Here is a 17,295-nt window from a genome sequence, read left to right as displayed (position 1 = left end):
GCAACCTTTCGCTGGTTGGGCCAATGGTTTGGGGCGTGGGTGCGGCAAGGTCCGATTGCGGTTTTCGTTCGAACGCCGCTAATATACGTTCCATATGCATTTCATATCAGGTATTGCCGTGGGCATCGTAAAAATCTCCGAGGACATGCACGAGAACCTGCGCATCTCCAGCAGCGCGCTCAGCCGTTCGATCAACGCACAGGCCGAGCACTGGATGCGCATCGGCATGCTTGCCGAGCTGCACCCCAACCTGGATCACAGCGCCATCTGCCGCTTGCTGATCCGCGCCGAGCAGGCGGGCGGTCTCGATCTGCAGCGTCTGTGCACGTTGGCGGATGCCTCGTCTGCGGCCTCGTCTGCGCAGAGGACCGAAGCATGAGAAACCCGATCAAGATCAACACCGCCGCCGACATCGCCCAATCGCGGGAGGCGGGCCGTTTGGCCGCCGAAGTGCTGGCCATGCTGGTGCCCCACGTCAAGGCCGGGGTCTCCACCGACGACCTCGACCGTCTGTGCAACGACTATATCGTCAACGTGCAGAAGGCGATTCCCGCCAACGTCGGTTATCACGGTTTCCCGAAGACGGTGTGCGCGTCGGTCAACGAGGTCGTGTGTCACGGCATTCCGTCGGGCCGCAAGCTGAAGGACGGCGACATCGTCAACCTCGACATCGCGGTGATCAAGGACGGCTGGTTCGGCGACACCAGCCGCATGTACGTGGTCGGCGAGCCGACGCCCGAGGCCCGGCATCTGATCAAGACCACCTACGACGCCATGTGCGCCGGCATCCGCGCCGTGCGCCCGGGCGCGACCCTGGGCGACATTGGCTTCGCGATCCAGAGCCTGGCGGAGCGGGAAGGCTTCAGCGTAGTGCGCGAGTACTGCGGGCACGGCATCGGCAAGGTCTATCACGATGAGCCGCAGGTGCTGCACTACGGGCATCCGAACCAGGGCCTGAAGCTGAAGGCGGGGATGATCTTCACCGTCGAACCGATGCTCAACGCCGGTAAGCGCCATGTGAAAAGCCTGGCCGACGGCTGGACCGTGGTGACCAAGGACCAGTCGCTCTCGGCGCAGTGGGAGCACATGGTGGCGGTGACCGAGGACGGCTTCGAAGTGCTGACGGCGTGGCCGGACGAGATCGCAGGGTTTTCGCCGATCCTTCGGTCGTAAAAAAGGGCCGGCACCGCCCGACGCGATGCCGGCCCGAAGGTGACATTTCCTAGACGCCGCGATCCCTGTGGGAGCGGGCTTGCCCGCGATGGCGGTGGGCCAGGCAACATGGATGTCGGCAGTGCCGGCCTCATCGCTGGCAAGTCGAGTCGTCGCACCGCAGCTCCCACAGGTTCTGTGGTGTGCAGGGATCTCTTGTGGCGATGCCGGGCTCAGTGAGCGCCGGCCGCCTTGTTCAAGTCGCTTTCCGCCCATTCGGTGTACACGCAGGCGTCCGCCGTGGCCCAGCGCACCTGCACCGGATCGCCGGCCTTGAGCGGCATGCCGGCAGCGGACAGGGCCTTGACCGTCATTGCGGTGCCGCCCGGTGTGACCACGCTGCACGTCTGGCTTTCGCCGAGGAACAGCACCTCCACCACCTTGGCCGACACCTCGTTCCAGCCGGCGGCCAGCGGTTCGTTGACCGCTTGCTGCACGCTCAATGCCAGGGCCTTTTCCGGGCGCACCATCAGCAGCACGTCCTGCCCGCTGTGCAGGCCGGCGGTGAGGCGGATCGACAGCGCTTGCCCTTCGAAATCCGCCGCCCCGTTGCCCTGGGCCTTGAGCCGCAAGAAGTTCGAGTTGCCGAGGAACGACGCCACGAAGGCGTTCGGCGGGTTCTGGTACAGGTCGTAGCCGCTGCCCAGGCCGACGATCTTGCCGTGGCTGAAGATCGCGATGCGCTGGGACAGGCGCATGGCTTCTTCCTGGTCGTGGGTCACGTAGACGATGGTGATGCCCAGGCGCCGGTGCAGCTGGCGCAGTTCGTCTTGCAGGTCTTCACGCAGCTTCTTGTCCAACGCGCCGAGAGGCTCGTCCATCAGCAGGATGCGCGGCTCGTAGACCAGCGCCCGGGCGATGGCGACCCGTTGCTGCTGGCCGCCGGACAACTGCGAAGGGCGACGGTGGGCGAACTGCTCCAGCTGCACCAGCTTGAGCATCGCATCGACGCGCTTGTCCCGCTCGGCGGCGGCGAGCTTGCGGATCGCCAGGGGGAAGGCGATGTTGTCGCGCACCGAAAGGTGCGGGAACAGCGAGTAGCGCTGGAACACCATGCCGATGTCGCGCTTGTGCGGCGGCACGTTCACCAGCGACTGGCCGTTGACCAGGATCTCGCCGCTGCTCGGCGTCTCGAAGCCGGCGAGCATCGACAGCGTGGTGCTCTTGCCCGAGCCGCTGGAGCCCAGGAAGGTGAGGAATTCGCCGTCCTTGATGTCCAGCGAGATGTTGTCCACGGCGGCGAAATCGCCGTAGTGCTTGTTCAGGTGGCGCAGGCTGACCAGGGGTTTGTCGCTCTGCTGGGATGCGTCTTTGATCACGGCACTCATGTCGTACTCCTGGGCGCTCAGGCGCGGATTTCGTTGCGCCGGCGCAGGGCGGCGGCGATCACCATGACCAGCACCGACAGGCCGATCAGCAGCGTCGAGGCGACGGCGATCACGGGTGTCAGGTCCTGACGCAGGGTGGTCCACATTTTCACGGGAAGGGTCTGCAGGGTCGGGCTGGCCATCATCACGCTCAGCACCACTTCGTCCCACGAGACGAGGAAGGCGAAGAGGGCGCCGGCGACCATGCCCGGACGGATCGCCGGGAACGTCACCTTGAACACCGCCTGCAGGCGTGAGGCGCCGCAGATCACCGCCGCGTCTTCGATCGACTGGTCGAACAGCTTCAGCGAGTTGATGATCGAGATGATGGTGAACGGCAGGGCGACGATCACGTGGCTGACGACGAAGGCGAACATCGTCCCGGTGTAGCCGAGCTTGAGGAACAGCGCGTACACCGCCACGGCGATGATCACCAGCGGCACGATCATCGGCAGGGTGAACAGGCCGTAGAGCATTTCCCGGCCGGGAAAGCGCCCGCGCACCAGGGCGAAGGCGGTCGGCAGGCCCAGGGCCACGGCGCAGACGGTGGTCAGCACCGCGACCTTGAGGCTGGCCATGGCCGCGCTCATCCAGTCGGCATTGGAGAAGAACTGCACGTACCACTTCAGTGTCCAGCCCGGCGGCGGGAACACCAGCCACTGGGACGAGCCGAACGACAGCAGCACGATGAACACGATGGGCAGCAGCAGGAACAGGCCGATCAGCCCGGTCGTCGCGTACAGGCCCAGGCGCATCCGGCGGCTCATGGCATTGGGTGTCAGGAGCATGTCGGCTTACCTCGCGTTGCTGGCGCCAACCGGGGATTCCGGCTGAAGCTTCAGGTAGAAGTAGAACAGCACCAGGGTGATGACGATCAGCAACGCGGCGCCGGCGCTGGCCAGGCCCCAGTTGAGGAACGACTGCACCTGCTGAATGATGAACTCCGGCAGCATCATGTTCTGCGCCCCGCCCAGCAACGCCGGGGTGACGTAGTAACCGAGCGACATCACGAACACCATCAGCCCGCCGGACGCCAGCCCCGGCCGGCACAGCGGCAGGAACACCCGGAAGAAGTTGGTCCAGGGGCTGGCGCCGCAGATCGAGCCGGCCTGCAGGATCATCGGGTCGATGGCCTGCATGGTCGCCTGCAGCGGCAGCACGATGAACGGGATCATGATGTAGCTCATGCCGATCACCACGCCGGTGAGGTTGTGCACCATCTCCAGCGGCTGGTCGATGATGCCCATCGCCATCAGGGCCTTGTTGATCACGCCCGAGGCCTGCAGCAGCACCAGCCAGGAGTAGGTGCGCGCCAGCAGGCTGGTCCACATCGACAGCAGCACGATGTTGAGCATCCAGCGGCCCCAGCCGCGCGGCACCAAGGTGATCGCCCAGGCCAGCGGGAAGCCCAGCAGCAGGCTGAACAGGGTCACCAGCCCGGCCACCGAAAAGGTGTTGAGCAGCACCCGCGCGTAGGCCGAGTTGGCGAACAGCTGCTGGTAGTTGCCCAGGCCCGGCTCAGGCTCCAGCACGCCGCGCAGCAGCAGGCCGATCAGCGGCGCGAGAAAGAACAGGCCGAGGAACAGCAGCGCCGGGGCCAGGTTGCCGGCGCCGCGCCAGCGTTGTTTGAGGGACGGGGCTTGCGCCATGGCACTCGCCTTGACCGGGGCCGGGCCGGCAGCGCTGGCAGCGCTCCCGGCGGCAGTGGAGGGACGGGACGCGGTGGCCGCCATTTTCATTTGACCAGCCATTCGTTCCACCGTGTCGCGATGGCCGGACCGTTCTTGGCCCAGTACGCGAAATCAAGGGTGATCTGATCCTTAGCGTAGGCAGTCGGCAGGTTGGGGGCCAGCGTCGAGTCCAGACGCGCCACGCTGTCGACGTTGACCGGGGCGTAGGCGGTCAGGTTGGAGAAGTCGGCCTGGCCTTTGGCGCTGCTGGCGCTGGCCAGGAACTTCATCGCCGCGTCCTTGTTCTTAGAGCCCTTCGGCACGACCAGGATGTCGGCCATCACCAGGTTCTGCTTCCAGCTCACGCCCACCGGCGCGCCGTCCTGCTGCAGGGCGTAGGTGCGGCCGTTCCAGAACTGGCCGAGGCTAGCCTCGCCGGACGCGAGCAATTGCTGCGACTGGGCGCCGCCTCCCCACCAGACGATGTCTTTCTTGATGGTGTCGAGTTTCTTGAAGGCGCGGTCCAGATCCAGCGGGTAGAGCTTGTCCGCCGGCACGCCGTCGGCCAGCAGGGCCAGCTCCAGCACGCCGGGGCTCGGCCATTTGTACAGGGCGCGCTTGCCGGGGTAGGTCTTGGTGTCGAACAGGGCGCTCCAGTCCTGGGGCTTGTTGGCGCCGACCTTGCCTTCGTTGTAGCCGAGCACGAAGGAGAAGAAGAACGAGCCGACGCCGTGGTCGCTGACGAAGCGCGGGTCGATCTTGTCGCGCTGGATCTGCTTGAAGTCGAGGGGTTCGAGCAGGCCTTCGGCGGCGGCGCGCAGGGCGAAGTCGGCTTCGACATCGACCACGTCCCACTGCACGTTGCCGCTTTCGACCATGGCCTTGAGCTTGCCGTAGTCGGTGGGGCCGTCCTGCACGACGGTGATGCCGCTGGCCTTGCTGAACGGGTCGGCCCAGGCCTGCTTCTGCGCATCCTGGGTGCTGCCGCCCCAGCTGACGAAGTTCACGCTTTCGGCGGCCATTGCAGCGGGGCCGGTCACGCTCAGCAGTCCCGCAAGAAGGATTGCGGTTGCAGCTTTGTTCAACACCATTTTCACGCCCTCATTGTTGTGTTTTTCAGCGGGCTTGCGTTGTTGCCCGCCTGTCGGGAGCAGTAGAGGGACGGCTTCGTCAGCTCGTCCGGTCTATGGAATATCATATTATGGTATTCCAAACTTTGTGCAAGCATTTTGCCGTACCGGTTATCCGGCAAACGGCGTCACTCGGTGAAAGGAATGCTCTCGACCACTTCCAGGTCGTAGCCGGTCAAACCGGCATATTTCAGCGGCGGCCCGAGGTGGCGCAGTTTGCCGACGCCCAGGTTCTGCAGAATCTGCGCCCCGGTGCCCACTTCAGAATAGATCCGCGACTGCGAACGGCTGAACTGGCGCGGTGGCTGGGTCAGTTGCGGCACCCGCTCCAGCAGCGCCTGGGAGGACTCATGGTTGGCCAGCACCACGACCACGCCATGGCCCTCGGCCGCGACCCGTTGCAGCGCCGCCCACAGCGTCCAGTTGCGCGGCCCGTTGTACTCGGCGCCGACCAGGTCGCGCAGCGGGTCGATCACATGCACGCGCACCAGCGTCGGCTGCTCGCGGCGCAGTTCGCCCATCACCATGGCCATGTGCACGCCGCCCTCGATGCGGTCCTCGAAGGTGATCAGGCGGAAGGTGCCGTGCACCGTCGGCAGCTCGCGTTCGCCGATGCGCTCGATGGTGTGCTCGGTGCTCAGGCGGTAGTGGATCAGGTCGGCGATGGTGCCGATCTTGATCCCGTGCTTTCGTGCGAAGGCTTCAAGGTCCGGTCGGCGGGCCATGGTGCCGTCGTCGTTCATCACCTCGACGATCACCGAGGCGGGCGTGAAGCCGGCCAGGCGTGCCAGGTCGCAACCGGCCTCGGTGTGCCCGGCACGGGTCAGCACGCCGCCTTCGCGGGCGCGCAGGGGGAAGATGTGGCCGGGCTGCACCAGATCCTCGGCGCAGGCATCGGGCGCCACCGCGGCGGCCACGGTGCGGGCGCGGTCGGCGGCGGAGATCCCGGTGGTGACGCCCACCGCCGCTTCGATGGAGACGGTGAACGCGGTGCTGAACACGCTGCCGTTGCTCGGCACCATTTGCTCCAGGCCCAGCCGCTGGCAATGTTCGTCGGTCAAGGTCAGGCAGATCAGCCCGCGAGCCTCCCGGGCCATGAAGCTGATCGCTTCGGGCGTGCAGCGGTCGGCGGCCAGCAGCAGGTCGCCTTCGTTCTCCCGGTCCTCGTCATCGACCAGCAGCACCATTTTGCCGAGGCGGTAATCTTCGAGGATTTCTTCGATAGTGTTGAAGGGCATGCTGGACTCCCGGTGTCTGTTGGAAATTTGTGGTATACCATAATACAAATTCAACCGAGAGGTCACTATGAAGGCTTACTGGATTGCTCATGTGGATGTCACCGACCCGGACCGCTACAGCCAATACACCCAACGCGCGCCGAAGGCGTTCGCCGAGTACGGCGGACGTTTCCTGGCCCGGGGCGGGCGCAGCGAAGCGATGGAGGGCAGGGCGACGCCGCAGCGCAGCGTGGTGATTGAGTTCGACAGCTACGAACAGGCGGTGGCGTGCTATCGCTCGGCGGCGTATCAGGAAGCGAAAAGCTACCGGGAGGAATGGGCGAGGGCGGAAGTCATCATCGTCGAAGGCGTGGCACCACTCTGACCTGGTGGCAGCCAGCCTGCTGGCGATGGCAGTGTTTCCGGCACCGAGGATGGTGTGGCTGACGGCCTCATCGCAAGCAGGCTCGCTCCTACAGAGAGACGCGATCAGCGGATGAAATGAATCTTGCCGCTGTCGTCGTTGCCCACGTAGATGCCGTAGACGCCGGCCTGGCGTTCTTCGATGTAGCGTTCGAGGATCTGGCGGATCGCCGGGTAGTAGATCTTGTCCCAGGGGATGTCTTCGGGGGCGAAGAATTGGCAGTCGAGGGTTTCCGGGCCGTATTGGCCGGTGATCTCCAGGGCGATGGCGCGGAAGATGATGTACACCTCGCTGATCTTCGGCACGCTGAAGATCGAGTAGGGCGAGACGATCTCGGCGCGCACGCCGCTTTCTTCCCAGACTTCGCGCACCGCCGCCTGCTCGGTGGTCTCGCCGCTTTCCATGAAACCTGCCGGCAGCGTCCAGGTGCCCGGACGCGGCGGGATCGCCCGCTGGCACAAAAGGTATTTGCCGTCCTGCTCGATGATGCAGCCGGCGATGATCTTCGGGTTCACATAGTGGATGTAGCCGCAGCCGCGGCACATCAGGCGCTCGTGCGTATCGCCCGGCGGCACCTGCTGACCGAGGTCGGCGCCGCCGCATTTCGGGCAAAAGCTCGGGCTGAACATGTCAGCGGCCTATGCGCGGTTCTTTCAGCGCGATGGGCAGGGTGATCGCCGGGGTGGCGCCGGTCTCTTCCTGCTTGCGCTTGAGGTAGTCGAGGGCGACGGCCGCCGCGGCGCGCACGTGGTCGACCGACGCCTGGTGGGCGGCCAGCGGATCGCCGCTCTTGATCGCCTCGACGATCTTTTCCATTTCCTGGTTGCTGGCGCCGCGGCGGTTCTCCTGGGACACCGACGTCGCCCGCAGGTAGCTGATGCGCGCCTGCAACTGGCGCAGCTGAGTGGCGGCGATATGGTTGCCGGAGCCTTCCAGCAGCACGTCGTAGAAACCCTGCACCGAGTCGATCACCTGCTGCAGCTCGCCGTCCTTGAGGGCCTTGCGGTTCTCCTCCAGCGCTTTCTCCAGGGCCTTGATGTCCTTGGCCTTGGCGCGCAGGGTGAACAGCTGGACGATCAGGCCTTCGAGCACGCACCGCAGCTCATAGATGTCGACCGCGTCGGCCAGCGTGATGATCGCCACGCGCGGGCCCTTGGCGTCGGCGAATTCCACCAGGCCTTCGGATTCAAGGTGACGCAGGGCCTCACGCACCGACGTGCGGCTCACGCCCAGACGGTCGCACAGGTCGCGTTCGACCAGGCGGTCGCCTGGCAGGAGCTGGAAGTTCATGATGGCGCTTCGCAGCTTGTCCAGCACGATCTCGCGCAGGGTGACGGGGTTGCGATTGACCTTGAAGCTGTCGTCGAGTGGCAGGCGTTTCATGGAGTCCGCTCTAAATGTGGCTGTCCTTGCGGGGCGGTCAGACAGCCGAGTGTTGACTGGAGGCCTCGGCGTCGGCGTCGGCGAAGGCTTCACGGGCGAGCCGGAAACTGTCTACGGCAGCGGGAACACCGCAGTAGATGCCGACCTGAAGCAGAATTTCGCGTATTTGCTCACGACTCAAGCCGTTACGCAAGGCGCCGCGCACATGCAGCTTGAGTTCGTGCGGGCGGTTGAGCGCCGAGATCATCGCCAGGTTGATCATGCTGCGCTCCTTGAGCGACAGGCCGTCGCGGCCCCAGACATGGCCCCAGCAATATTCGGTGACCATTTCCTGCAGCGGGCGGGTGAAGTCGTCGGCGTTCTGGATCGAACGGTTGACGTAAGCCTCGCCCAGCACTTGGGTGCGAATCTTCAGGCCCTTTTCGTATTTTTCGTTATTCATATTCTCAACCTCACCTCAGGCCCTGTGGGAGCTGGCTTGCCAGCGATGACGGCATCACATCGACATCTATGCTGGCTGACCCACCGCCATCGCTGGCAAGCCAGCTCCCACAGTGTTTTGCATTGTTTTCTCAAGTCAGGCTCGGCAACGCGCCGAGCTTGCCCTTGTGATAAATCATCGGCGTCACCGGCTGCGCCGGCAGGATCAGGTTCTTCACCGCGCCGACGATGATCGCGTGGTCGCCGCCGTCGTATTCGCGCCACAGCTCGCACTCGATGATCGCCGTGGCCTTGTCCAGGATCGGGTTGCCCAGTTCGCTCAGGTGCCAGGCGATGCCTTTGGCCTTGTCCTTGCCCTTGCCGGCGAAGGCATAGGCTTCGGCGGTCTGGTCGGCGGACAGCAAGTGGATCGCGAAGCGCTGGCTGTCACGCAGCACCGGGTAGGTGTCGGAGGCGTAGTTGGGGCAGAACAGCACCAGCGCCGGGTCGATCGACAGCGCGCTGAAGGCGCTGGCGGTGATGCCGACGATGCCCCCGTCCGCGTCGAGGGTGGTGACCACCGTGACTCCGGACGGGAAGGAGCCCATCACGTCTTTGTAAATGCCGGGTTCGATCATGTCGCAGGACTCCTAGCGCATCACGAAGGGATCAGGCATCGGGGCCTGGGAAAGGTTGATCCACACCGTTTTCAGTTCGGTGTAGGCCAGCACCGAATCGATGCCGCTTTCGCGTCCGTAGCCACTGTTCTTGAAGCCGCCGATGGGCGCCATCGCCGACACCGCGCGGTAGGTGTTGACCCAGATGATCCCCGAGCGCACGTCACGGGCCAGGCGATGGGCGCGGCCCAGGTCGCGGGTCCAGATGCCGGCGGCGAGGCCGAACTGCGAGTCGTTGGCGATCGCCAGCGCTTCGGCCTCGTCCTTGAAGCGGATCACCGAGGCCACCGGTCCGAACACTTCTTCCTGCATGATCTTCATCGAGTTGCGGTCGCACTCGAACAGCGTCGGTTCATAGAACCAGCCGTCGCCCACGCCCGCCGGACGCTTGCCGCCGATGCGCAGGCGCGCCCCTTCGGCGAGGGCGTCGGCCACCAGGCCTTCGACCACGGCCAGTTGCTGGGCGGTGGCCATCGGGCCCATTTCGCTGCTGTCGTCCTGGGGGTTGCCGATGCGGATGCGCTGGGCGCGCTCGACCAAGCGGCCGACGAACTCATCGTAGATCTCGTCCTGCACCAGCAGGCGCGAGCCGGACACGCAGCTCTGCCCGGACGCCGCGTAGATCCCGGCGATGGCGCCGTTGATGGCGCTGTCGAGGTCGGCGTCGGCGAAAATGATGTTCGGCGATTTGCCGCCCAGCTCCAGCGACAGCTTGGCGAAGTTCTCGGCGCTGCTGCGTACCACGTGCCGGGCGGTCGCCGCGCCGCCGGTGAAGGCGATCTTGCGCACCAGCGGATGGCGGGTGAGGGCGGCGCCGGTGCTCGGGCCGTAGCCGGTGACGACGTTGACCACGCCCGGCGGGATGCCGGCTTCGAGGGCCAGGCGCGCCAGTTCCAGGATCGTCGCCGAAGCGTGCTCGGACGGCTTGATCACGATGGTGTTGCCCGCCGCCAGGGCTGGCGCGAGTTTGATCGCGGTCAGGTACAGCGGGCTGTTCCACGGAATGATCGCGGCGACCACGCCCATGGCTTCGTGCACGGTGTAGGCGAACAGGTCGGGCTTGTCGAGCGGCAGGGTGCCGCCTTCGAGCTTGTCGGCCAGGCCGGCGGTGTAGTGGAAGAATTCCGGCAGGTAGCCGACCTGGCCGCGGGTCTCGCGGATCAGCTTGCCGTTGTCGCGGCTTTCCAGCTGGGCCAGCTGCTCCTTGTTTTCGGCGATCAGGTCACCGAGGCGGCGCAGCAGCTTGCCGCGCGCGGTGGCGGTCAGGCCGCGCCAGGCCGGGCTGTCGAAGGCGGTCTGGGCCGCCTGCACGGCGCGTTCGACATCGGCCTCGTCGGCATCGGGCAGCTCGGCCCAGGGCTCGGCCAGCGCCGGGTTGAGGCTTTCGAAAGTCTTGCCGGAGAGGGCGTCGACCCATTCTCCGCCGATGCACATCTGGAAGCGTGCGAGTGTCATGCAACGATCCCCTTTATATGGTTTTGTCGGGCGTTTGCGGATTCGAGAAATTCCAGCAGCATCTGGTTGACCAGGCGCGGCGACTCTACGGGCATCATATGCCTTTGCTCGGGCAGCACGGCGACCTTCGCGCCGGGGATGCGCCGGGCCAGTTGCTCGGCCATCTCCGGGGTCGACCCGGGATCCAGCTCGCCCGTGGCGATCAGCGTCGGCACCTGGATGCTGCCCAGGTCGTCGGCGCGGTACATGTCCTGCGTGGCGAACAGCGAATAGGTGGTCAGGTAGCCCTGCGGGTCGTTGCCGGCCAGGGTCTGGCGGATCGCGGCGATCTGCGCCGGGTTGGCCGCCTGGTATTCGCGGCTGAACCAGCGCGACAGCGCGGCTTCGGCGTTGGCGTCCGGCCCATGCTCGGCGGCCTGGCTGGTGCGGGCGATGACGCCGGCGCGCTGCTCTTCGGTGCGGTTGAACACACTGTTGAGCACCACCAGCCCTTGCAGGCGCTGCGGGTAGTGCAGGGCGAAGGCCCGTGCCACCAGGCCGCCCATGGAAAACCCGATCACGGTGACCTGGGGCAGTTGCAGGTGCTCCAGCAGCTCCAGCAACTGATCGGCGTAGCCGAGCAGGCCGGTGTCGGCGGCCGGTCGCGGACTGGCGCCATGCCCGAGCATGTCGTAGGCGATCACCCGGTACTGAGAGGCGAGGCCGACGATCTGGCCGCCCCACATTTCTTTGTTCAGGCCCACGCCGTGGATCAGCACGACGGGTTGGCCGAGGCCGGTCGCCAGATAACTGGTGCCGGCGGGGGTGAGTTCAGCGGTGAGCCGAATCATGGAGCGCTCCTGCAATGCTTTCTTATTGTGGTCACTGGGCCTTTTCGGCGGCCAGCTCTTCCAGGTCGATGTAGCGGTTGCCGATGCGCGGGTGCAGGCGGCCGCCGTCGGCGCAACCGAGCACCACGACGATCTCGTCGGCGCGCGGCGCGTCTTCGATCTGCATTTCCAGGGTGATGTAGTGCGAGCGCAGGCCTTCGTCGTCCTTGTGCATCATCGGGATCTGGATCGAGGTGCCGGGACCGCCGCGCTTGTTGGTGAAGCTCAGGTAGCTCTTGGCCTTGACCGCTTCGCGGTAGTGATTGCCGAAGCGCAGGGTGTGGATCACCGCGGAGGCGTGTTCGATCTCGCCGTCGGCGCCGACCACGGCGGCCTTGCCGTAGGCTTCGATCTTCTCGGCGCCGCCGATGGCGGCCACCAGGCGTTCGACCATCAGCGCGCCGAGGTCGGAGCAGTTGGCGCGGATCTCCGGTTTCAGGTCTTCGACGAAGCCGCGGCCCAGCCACGGGTTCTTGATCACGACCGCCAGGCCGACCATGGTCACCGGGGTGTCGGTGGCCTTGCCGCCTTCGATGAAAGTCTCTTCGATGTAGCTGACGATCTTGCGGATTTCGAAACTCATGGGCTGCTCCGTAGGGGATAAGAGTGTCTGTGCGTCTGATGGTATACCATAATACCTATCGCGCAAGTCCCCTTCGCAAGTTTTGCGTCATCCATCCGGCGAATGGCCGTTCATTCGGCCGTCATCGCCAGCAGGCTGGCTCCCACATTGTTCTGCTGTGGCCACCGACTCTGCATTCACCCCAGATCCCTGTGGGAGCCAGCCTGCTGGCGATGGGGCCGCTCCGGCCTGCGTCTTTGTGGCCTGACCTGGCGCCTTCGTGAGCAAGCATTCGTCTGCAACAGACCGGTTTGGCGGTTAACAAAAGATAACGTGGCGCCGATTGTCAGACGTTTCCAAAGCCCGATAGGATGAGCCAGCATCCGAAGGGGCTCTGGACTGCGGGTTTCAGGACTATGCTGCACGCAGCGCAGCTGACCGGTCGGTCCCGGAGCACCCTTGCGGCGCCCTTGAAGGCCCGATGGCCCAACAATAATAAATAGGGGAAGGTCTATGGTTCGTTGCCGCCCGCCGGCGTTACGCAAAACCGCACTGCTGGCCACCGCCTGCGCCCTGCTGGGCCTGGCAGCCGTACCGGCCTGTGCACTGGCCGACGAAGCGCCCGCGGACGGGGTCTATTCCACCGCTTCGGCCAAGGCCGCCAAAAGCCTGATGCTCGATGTCGTCCATGCCGGCGCCCGGCTGGTGGCGGTCGGGGATCGCGGCCACATTCTCTATTCCGACGACCAGGGCAAGACCTGGACCCAGGCCAAGGTGCCGACCCGGCAACTGCTCACCGCCGTGTACTTCGTCGACGACCGGCACGGCTGGGCCGTCGGCCATGACGCGCAGATCCTCGCCAGCGAAGACGGCGGCCTGACCTGGACCAAGCAGTTCGAAGACCTCAAGCGCGAAGCGCCGCTGCTCGACGTCTGGTTCAAGGACGCCAGCCACGGCATCGCCGTCGGCGCCTATGGGGCGCTGCTGGAGACCACCGACGGCGGCCAGCACTGGGAAGACGTCAGCGACCGCCTCGACAACGAAGACCAATACCACCTCAACGCCATCGCCGCCGTGAAGGACGCCGGGCTGTTCATCGTCGGCGAGCAGGGCAGCATGTTCCGCTCCGCCGACTGGGGCCAGACCTGGGAAAAGCTCGAAGGCCCGTATGAAGGCTCGCTGTTCGGCGTGATCGGCACCGCGCAGCCGCAGACCCTGCTGGCCTACGGCCTGCGCGGCAACCTCTACCGCTCCACCGACTTCGGCGGCACCTGGGAACAGGTCGAGCTGAAGGCGGCGCGCGGTTCCCTGGAGTTCGGCCTGTCCGGCGCCACGCTGCTCGACGACGGTTCCATCGTGATCGTCGGCAACGGCGGCTCGGTGATCAGCAGCAGCGACAACGGCGAGACTTTCAGCGTGTTCAACCGGCCCGACCGCATTTCGCTGTCGTCGGTCACCGCCGCCGGCAACGGCGACCTGATCCTGACCGGGCAGGGCGGGGTACGCATCACGGCGCCCAACGGCGCCGAGCTGGGCAAATGAGCCGGATCAATAATAAGAAGGCGGGGCTATGACTTCCTTGAGCACTCATCATCAGGACAAGGCGACGTTCCTCGAACGCCTGATCTTCAACAACCGCCCGGCAGTGATCGTGATCTGCCTGCTGGTCAGCATCTTCCTGTTCTGGCAGGCCACGCTGATCCGGCCGTCCACCAGCTTCGAGAAAATGATCCCGCTCAAGCATCCGTTCATCGAGAAGATGATGGAGCACCGCAACGACCTGGCGAACCTGGGCAACACGGTGCGGATCTCGGTGGAGGCCACCGATGGCGACATCTTCTCCAAGGAGTACATGGAGACCCTGCGCCAGATCAACGACGAGGTGTTCTACATCTCCGGCGTCGACCGCTCCGGCCTCAAGTCGCTGTGGAGCCCGAGCGTGCGCTGGACCGAGGTGACCGAGGAAGGCTTCGCCGGCGGCGAAGTGATCCCGCAGAGCTACAACGGCTCCCAGGACAGCCTCGACCTGCTGCGCAACAACGTGCTCAAGTCCGGCCAGGTCGGGCGGCTGGTGGCCAACGACTTCAAGTCGAGCATCGTCGACATCCCGCTGCTGGAGTCCTACCCGGATCCGCAGGACCAGGGCAAGCTGCTGGCGCTGGACTACCGCAAGTTCTCCCATGAGCTGGAGGACAAGATCCGCAACAAGTTCGAGGCGCAGAACCCCAACGTCAAGATCCACATCGTGGGCTTCGCCAAGAAGGTCGGCGACCTGATCGACGGCCTGGTGATGGTGGTGATGTTCTTCGGCGTCGCCTTCGTCATCACCCTGATCCTGCTCTACTGGTTCACCCACTGCATGCGCAGCACCGTGGCGGTGCTGAGCACCACGCTGGTGGCGGTGATCTGGCAACTGGGGCTGATGCATTTCTTCGGCTTCGGGCTCGATCCGTATTCGATGCTGGTGCCGTTCCTGATCTTCGCCATCGGCATCTCCCACGGCGTGCAGAAGATCAACGGCATCGCCTTGCAGTCCAGCGAGGCGGACAACGCCCTGACGGCCGCGCGGCGCACCTTCCGGCAACTGTTCCTGCCGGGGATGATCGCGATCCTGGCGGACGCCGTCGGCTTCATCACCCTGCTGATCATCGACATCGGCGTGATCCGCGAACTGGCCATCGGCGCGTCCATCGGCGTGGCGGTGATCGTGTTCACCAACCTGATCCTGCTGCCGGTGGCGATTTCCTATGTCGGCATCAGCAAGCGCGCCGTGGCCAAGAGCAAGAAAGACGCGAACCGCGAGCATCCGTTCTGGCGCCTGCTGTCGAACTTCGCCAGCTCCAAAGTGGCGCCGGTGTCGATCCTGATCGCGCTGGTCGCCTTCGGCGGCGGCCTCTGGTACAGCAAGAACCTCAAGATCGGCGACCTCGACCAGGGCGCGCCGGAACTGCGTCCGGACTCGCGCTACAACAAGGACAACAACTTCATCATCAGCAACTACTCCACCAGTTCCGACGTGCTGGTGGTGATGGTCAAGACCAAGTCCGAAGGCTGCTCGCGCTACGAGGCGATGGCGCCCATCGACGAGCTGATGTGGAAGATGCAGAACACCGAGGGCGTGCAGTCGGCGATCTCGCTGGTGACCGTGTCCAAGCAGATGATCAAGGGCATGAACGAGGGCAACCTGAAATGGGAGACCCTGTCGCGCAACCCGGACGTGCTGAACAACTCCATCGCCCGGGCCGACGGCCTGTACAACAACAACTGTTCGCTGGCGCCGGTGCTGGTGTTCCTCAACGACCACAAGGCCGAGACCCTGGACCGTGCCGTGAAGGCGGTGCAGGCCTTCGCCGCGGACAACAACAAGGACGGCCTGGAGTTCATCCTCGCCGCCGGCAACGCCGGGATCGAGGCGGCCACCAACGAAGTCATCAAGCAGGCTGAGCTGACCATCCTGGTGCTGGTGTACATCTGCGTGGCGGTCATGTGCATGATCACCTTCCGCTCGTGGGCGGCGACCCTGTGCATCGTCCTGCCGCTGGTGCTGACCTCGGTGCTGGGCAACGCGCTGATGGCGTTCATGGGCATCGGCGTCAAGGTCGCGACCCTGCCGGTGGTGGCGCTGGGCGTGGGGATCGGCGTGGACTACGGCATCTACATCTACAGCCGCCTGGAGAGTTTCTTGCGTGCCGGCCTGCCGTTGCAGGAAGCCTACTACCAGACCCTGAAGTCCACCGGCAAGGCCGTGCTGTTCACCGGCCTGTGCCTGGCCATCGGCGTGTGCACCTGGATCTTCTCGGCGATCAAGTTCCAGGCCGACATGGGCCTGATGCTGACCTTCATGCTGTTGTGGAACATGTTCGGCGCGCTGTGGCTGCTGCCGGCGCTGGCGAAGTTCCTGATCAAGCCTGAGAAGCTGGCGGGGCAGAAGGGCAATTCGCTGTTCGCCCACTGATCCTTGGGGGCTGGAACGACAAAGCCGCAACCTCAGGGTTGCGGCTTTTCTGCATTTCACGATTCACACAAAACCCTGTGGGAGCTGGCTTGCCAGCGATGAGGGCTTAACATTCAACGTTGATGTTGGCTATTGGTCCGCTATCGCTGGCAATTCGAATCGTCGCACCGCAGCTCCCACAGGCTTTTTGGTATTTCAGGCGAGGTCGGTGCCGAGCACCACACTCAAGGCACTGCGCGCATCATCCAGCTGCACCAGCGTCGCATGCCGTGCGCCGAGGGCATCGCGGTTCTCGATGGCGGTCAGGATCGCCTTGTGCCGCGGCAGCGCCAGTTCGTGCAGGTTCGGCCGCTGGTTGGAGTGCTTGAGCGCTTCGGCGATCGCCACCGAGAGCATGTTGCACAGGTTGGCGAGCAGGTCGTTGTGGGTGGCGTCGGCGATGCGGCTGTGGAAATCCAGATCCGGCTGCAGCAAGGCTTCCGGCGTCGGCGCCGCCTCCATGCGCCGGTAGGCTTCGCCGATGGCGGCGATGTCGGCCTCGGTGGCGTGCTGGGCGGCGAGGGCGGCGGCGGCCGGCTCGATGATGCTGCGCACGCTGGTCAGCACGTTGAAGAACTCGTTCTGCGGGCTGCTCTGCATCAGCCAGTGCAGCACGTCAGGGTCGAGCATGTGCCATTCGCGGCGTGGCTTGACCACGGTGCCGACCCGCGGCTTCGAATACACCAGCCCCTTGGCCACCAGCACCCGCGTGGCCTCGCGCAGCACCGGCCGGCTCACCGCGTACTCCTCGCAGAGCAAGGCTTCGGCGGGCAGTTTGTCGTCGGGCGCAAAGCGTCCGGAAACGATCTGCAGGCCCAGTTCCTGGACGATGCGCGAGTGCATGCTTTTGCGGTCGGAGGGTTTGCGGTAATCCATGGGGAGCGGGGCGATCCTGTGGGGTGAACGGTGCCCGGC

At 65.0% G+C, this 17,295-nt stretch carries 18 protein-coding genes; 5 read left to right on the top strand and 13 right to left on the bottom strand.

What is annotated here, in order from left to right; genetic code table 11:
- The first annotated feature begins 118 nt into the window (after positions 1 to 118).
- Together CAG29_RS08620 and map are read left to right on the top strand one after the other, a co-directional pair.
- On the top strand, positions 119 to 379 hold the full coding sequence (locus tag CAG29_RS08620) for a ParD-like family protein (protein WP_085640552.1): 261 nt from the start codon (positions 119 to 121) through the stop codon (positions 377 to 379).
- Positions 376 to 1,173, top strand: coding sequence for a type I methionyl aminopeptidase (gene map, locus CAG29_RS08615; RefSeq protein ID WP_085633340.1), 798 nt, complete (start codon positions 376 to 378; stop codon positions 1,171 to 1,173). Before CAG29_RS08620 ends, map begins: the two co-directional genes overlap by 4 nt.
- Positions 1,174 to 1,385: 212 nt before the next feature.
- On the opposite strand, the gene CAG29_RS08610 is transcribed toward map, so the two are convergent.
- From CAG29_RS08610 to ribBA, 5 genes are all read right to left on the bottom strand, one after another.
- The gene (locus tag CAG29_RS08610) at positions 1,386 to 2,540 is read right to left on the bottom strand and encodes an ABC transporter ATP-binding protein (RefSeq protein WP_085586822.1); all 1,155 of its coding nucleotides are present in this window, start codon (positions 2,538 to 2,540) and stop codon (positions 1,386 to 1,388) included.
- A 17-nt stretch (positions 2,541 to 2,557) separates the two neighbouring features.
- A complete protein-coding gene (locus CAG29_RS08605; RefSeq protein WP_085586821.1) occupies positions 2,558 to 3,367 on the bottom strand; it encodes an ABC transporter permease in 810 nt (269 codons plus the stop codon).
- A gap of 6 nt (positions 3,368 to 3,373) precedes the next feature.
- Positions 3,374 to 4,318, bottom strand: a complete 945-nt coding sequence (locus CAG29_RS08600; protein WP_085586820.1) for an ABC transporter permease — start codon at positions 4,316 to 4,318, stop codon at positions 3,374 to 3,376.
- Complete coding sequence (locus tag CAG29_RS08595; RefSeq protein WP_085586819.1) at positions 4,315 to 5,340, bottom strand: ABC transporter substrate-binding protein; 1,026 nt, start codon at positions 5,338 to 5,340, stop codon at positions 4,315 to 4,317. The genes CAG29_RS08600 and CAG29_RS08595 overlap by 4 nt, the downstream gene beginning before the upstream one ends.
- Positions 5,341 to 5,507: 167 nt before the next feature.
- Positions 5,508 to 6,617 (bottom strand): bifunctional 3,4-dihydroxy-2-butanone-4-phosphate synthase/GTP cyclohydrolase II, encoded by a 1,110-nt coding sequence (gene ribBA / locus CAG29_RS08590; RefSeq protein WP_085586818.1) that lies wholly within the window; start codon positions 6,615 to 6,617, stop codon positions 5,508 to 5,510.
- A gap of 67 nt (positions 6,618 to 6,684) precedes the next feature.
- On the opposite strand from ribBA, the gene CAG29_RS08585 reads away from it, so the two are divergent.
- Entirely contained in the window at positions 6,685 to 6,981 is a 297-nt protein-coding gene (locus CAG29_RS08585; protein ID WP_085694237.1) for a DUF1330 domain-containing protein, read from the top strand.
- Between the two features lie 104 nt (positions 6,982 to 7,085).
- Here the strand turns inward: CAG29_RS08585 and CAG29_RS08580 are convergent, their stop codons facing one another.
- The 7 genes from CAG29_RS08580 to CAG29_RS08550 form a co-directional block, all read right to left on the bottom strand.
- Positions 7,086 to 7,649 carry an NUDIX hydrolase gene (locus tag CAG29_RS08580; protein WP_085586815.1) on the bottom strand — a complete coding sequence of 188 codons (564 nt, stop codon included), beginning with the start codon at positions 7,647 to 7,649 and terminating at the stop codon, positions 7,086 to 7,088.
- A gap of 1 nt (position 7,650) precedes the next feature.
- The gene (locus tag CAG29_RS08575; protein ID WP_085586814.1) at positions 7,651 to 8,403 is read right to left on the bottom strand and encodes a GntR family transcriptional regulator; all 753 of its coding nucleotides are present in this window, start codon (positions 8,401 to 8,403) and stop codon (positions 7,651 to 7,653) included.
- 37 nt (positions 8,404 to 8,440) lie between these two features.
- On the bottom strand, positions 8,441 to 8,845 hold the full coding sequence (locus CAG29_RS08570) for a carboxymuconolactone decarboxylase family protein (protein ID WP_085640546.1): 405 nt from the start codon (positions 8,843 to 8,845) through the stop codon (positions 8,441 to 8,443).
- Between the two features lie 130 nt (positions 8,846 to 8,975).
- Positions 8,976 to 9,461 (bottom strand): flavin reductase family protein, encoded by a 486-nt coding sequence (locus CAG29_RS08565; protein WP_085586812.1) that lies wholly within the window; start codon positions 9,459 to 9,461, stop codon positions 8,976 to 8,978.
- A 12-nt stretch (positions 9,462 to 9,473) separates the two neighbouring features.
- Positions 9,474 to 10,955 carry an aldehyde dehydrogenase gene (locus CAG29_RS08560; protein WP_085586811.1) on the bottom strand — a complete coding sequence of 494 codons (1,482 nt, stop codon included), beginning with the start codon at positions 10,953 to 10,955 and terminating at the stop codon, positions 9,474 to 9,476.
- Positions 10,952 to 11,785 (bottom strand): alpha/beta fold hydrolase, encoded by an 834-nt coding sequence (locus CAG29_RS08555; protein ID WP_085586810.1) that lies wholly within the window; start codon positions 11,783 to 11,785, stop codon positions 10,952 to 10,954. The genes CAG29_RS08560 and CAG29_RS08555 overlap by 4 nt, the downstream gene beginning before the upstream one ends.
- A gap of 31 nt (positions 11,786 to 11,816) precedes the next feature.
- Positions 11,817 to 12,407 (bottom strand): amino acid synthesis family protein, encoded by a 591-nt coding sequence (locus CAG29_RS08550; RefSeq protein WP_085586809.1) that lies wholly within the window; start codon positions 12,405 to 12,407, stop codon positions 11,817 to 11,819.
- Positions 12,408 to 12,899: 492 nt separating this feature from the next.
- Between CAG29_RS08550 and CAG29_RS08545 the strand changes: the two genes are divergently transcribed.
- Both CAG29_RS08545 and CAG29_RS08540 read left to right on the top strand, forming a co-directional pair.
- On the top strand, positions 12,900 to 13,928 hold the full coding sequence (locus tag CAG29_RS08545; RefSeq protein ID WP_085633346.1) for a YCF48-related protein: 1,029 nt from the start codon (positions 12,900 to 12,902) through the stop codon (positions 13,926 to 13,928).
- Positions 13,929 to 13,956: 28 nt separating this feature from the next.
- Positions 13,957 to 16,341 (top strand): RND family transporter, encoded by a 2,385-nt coding sequence (locus CAG29_RS08540; RefSeq protein ID WP_085586807.1) that lies wholly within the window; start codon positions 13,957 to 13,959, stop codon positions 16,339 to 16,341.
- A gap of 195 nt (positions 16,342 to 16,536) precedes the next feature.
- On the opposite strand, the gene CAG29_RS08535 is transcribed toward CAG29_RS08540, so the two are convergent.
- Positions 16,537 to 17,256: a FadR/GntR family transcriptional regulator gene (locus CAG29_RS08535; protein ID WP_085633348.1), complete on the bottom strand. Its 720-nt coding sequence runs from the start codon at positions 17,254 to 17,256 to the stop codon at positions 16,537 to 16,539.
- Positions 17,257 to 17,295 lie beyond the last annotated feature (39 nt).

It is taken from the genome of Pseudomonas sp. B7(2017) (assembly GCF_002112745.1).
Classification (GTDB): domain Bacteria; phylum Pseudomonadota; class Gammaproteobacteria; order Pseudomonadales; family Pseudomonadaceae; genus Aquipseudomonas; species Aquipseudomonas ekonensis.
This window is presented reverse-complemented; position numbering and strand designations above follow the sequence as displayed.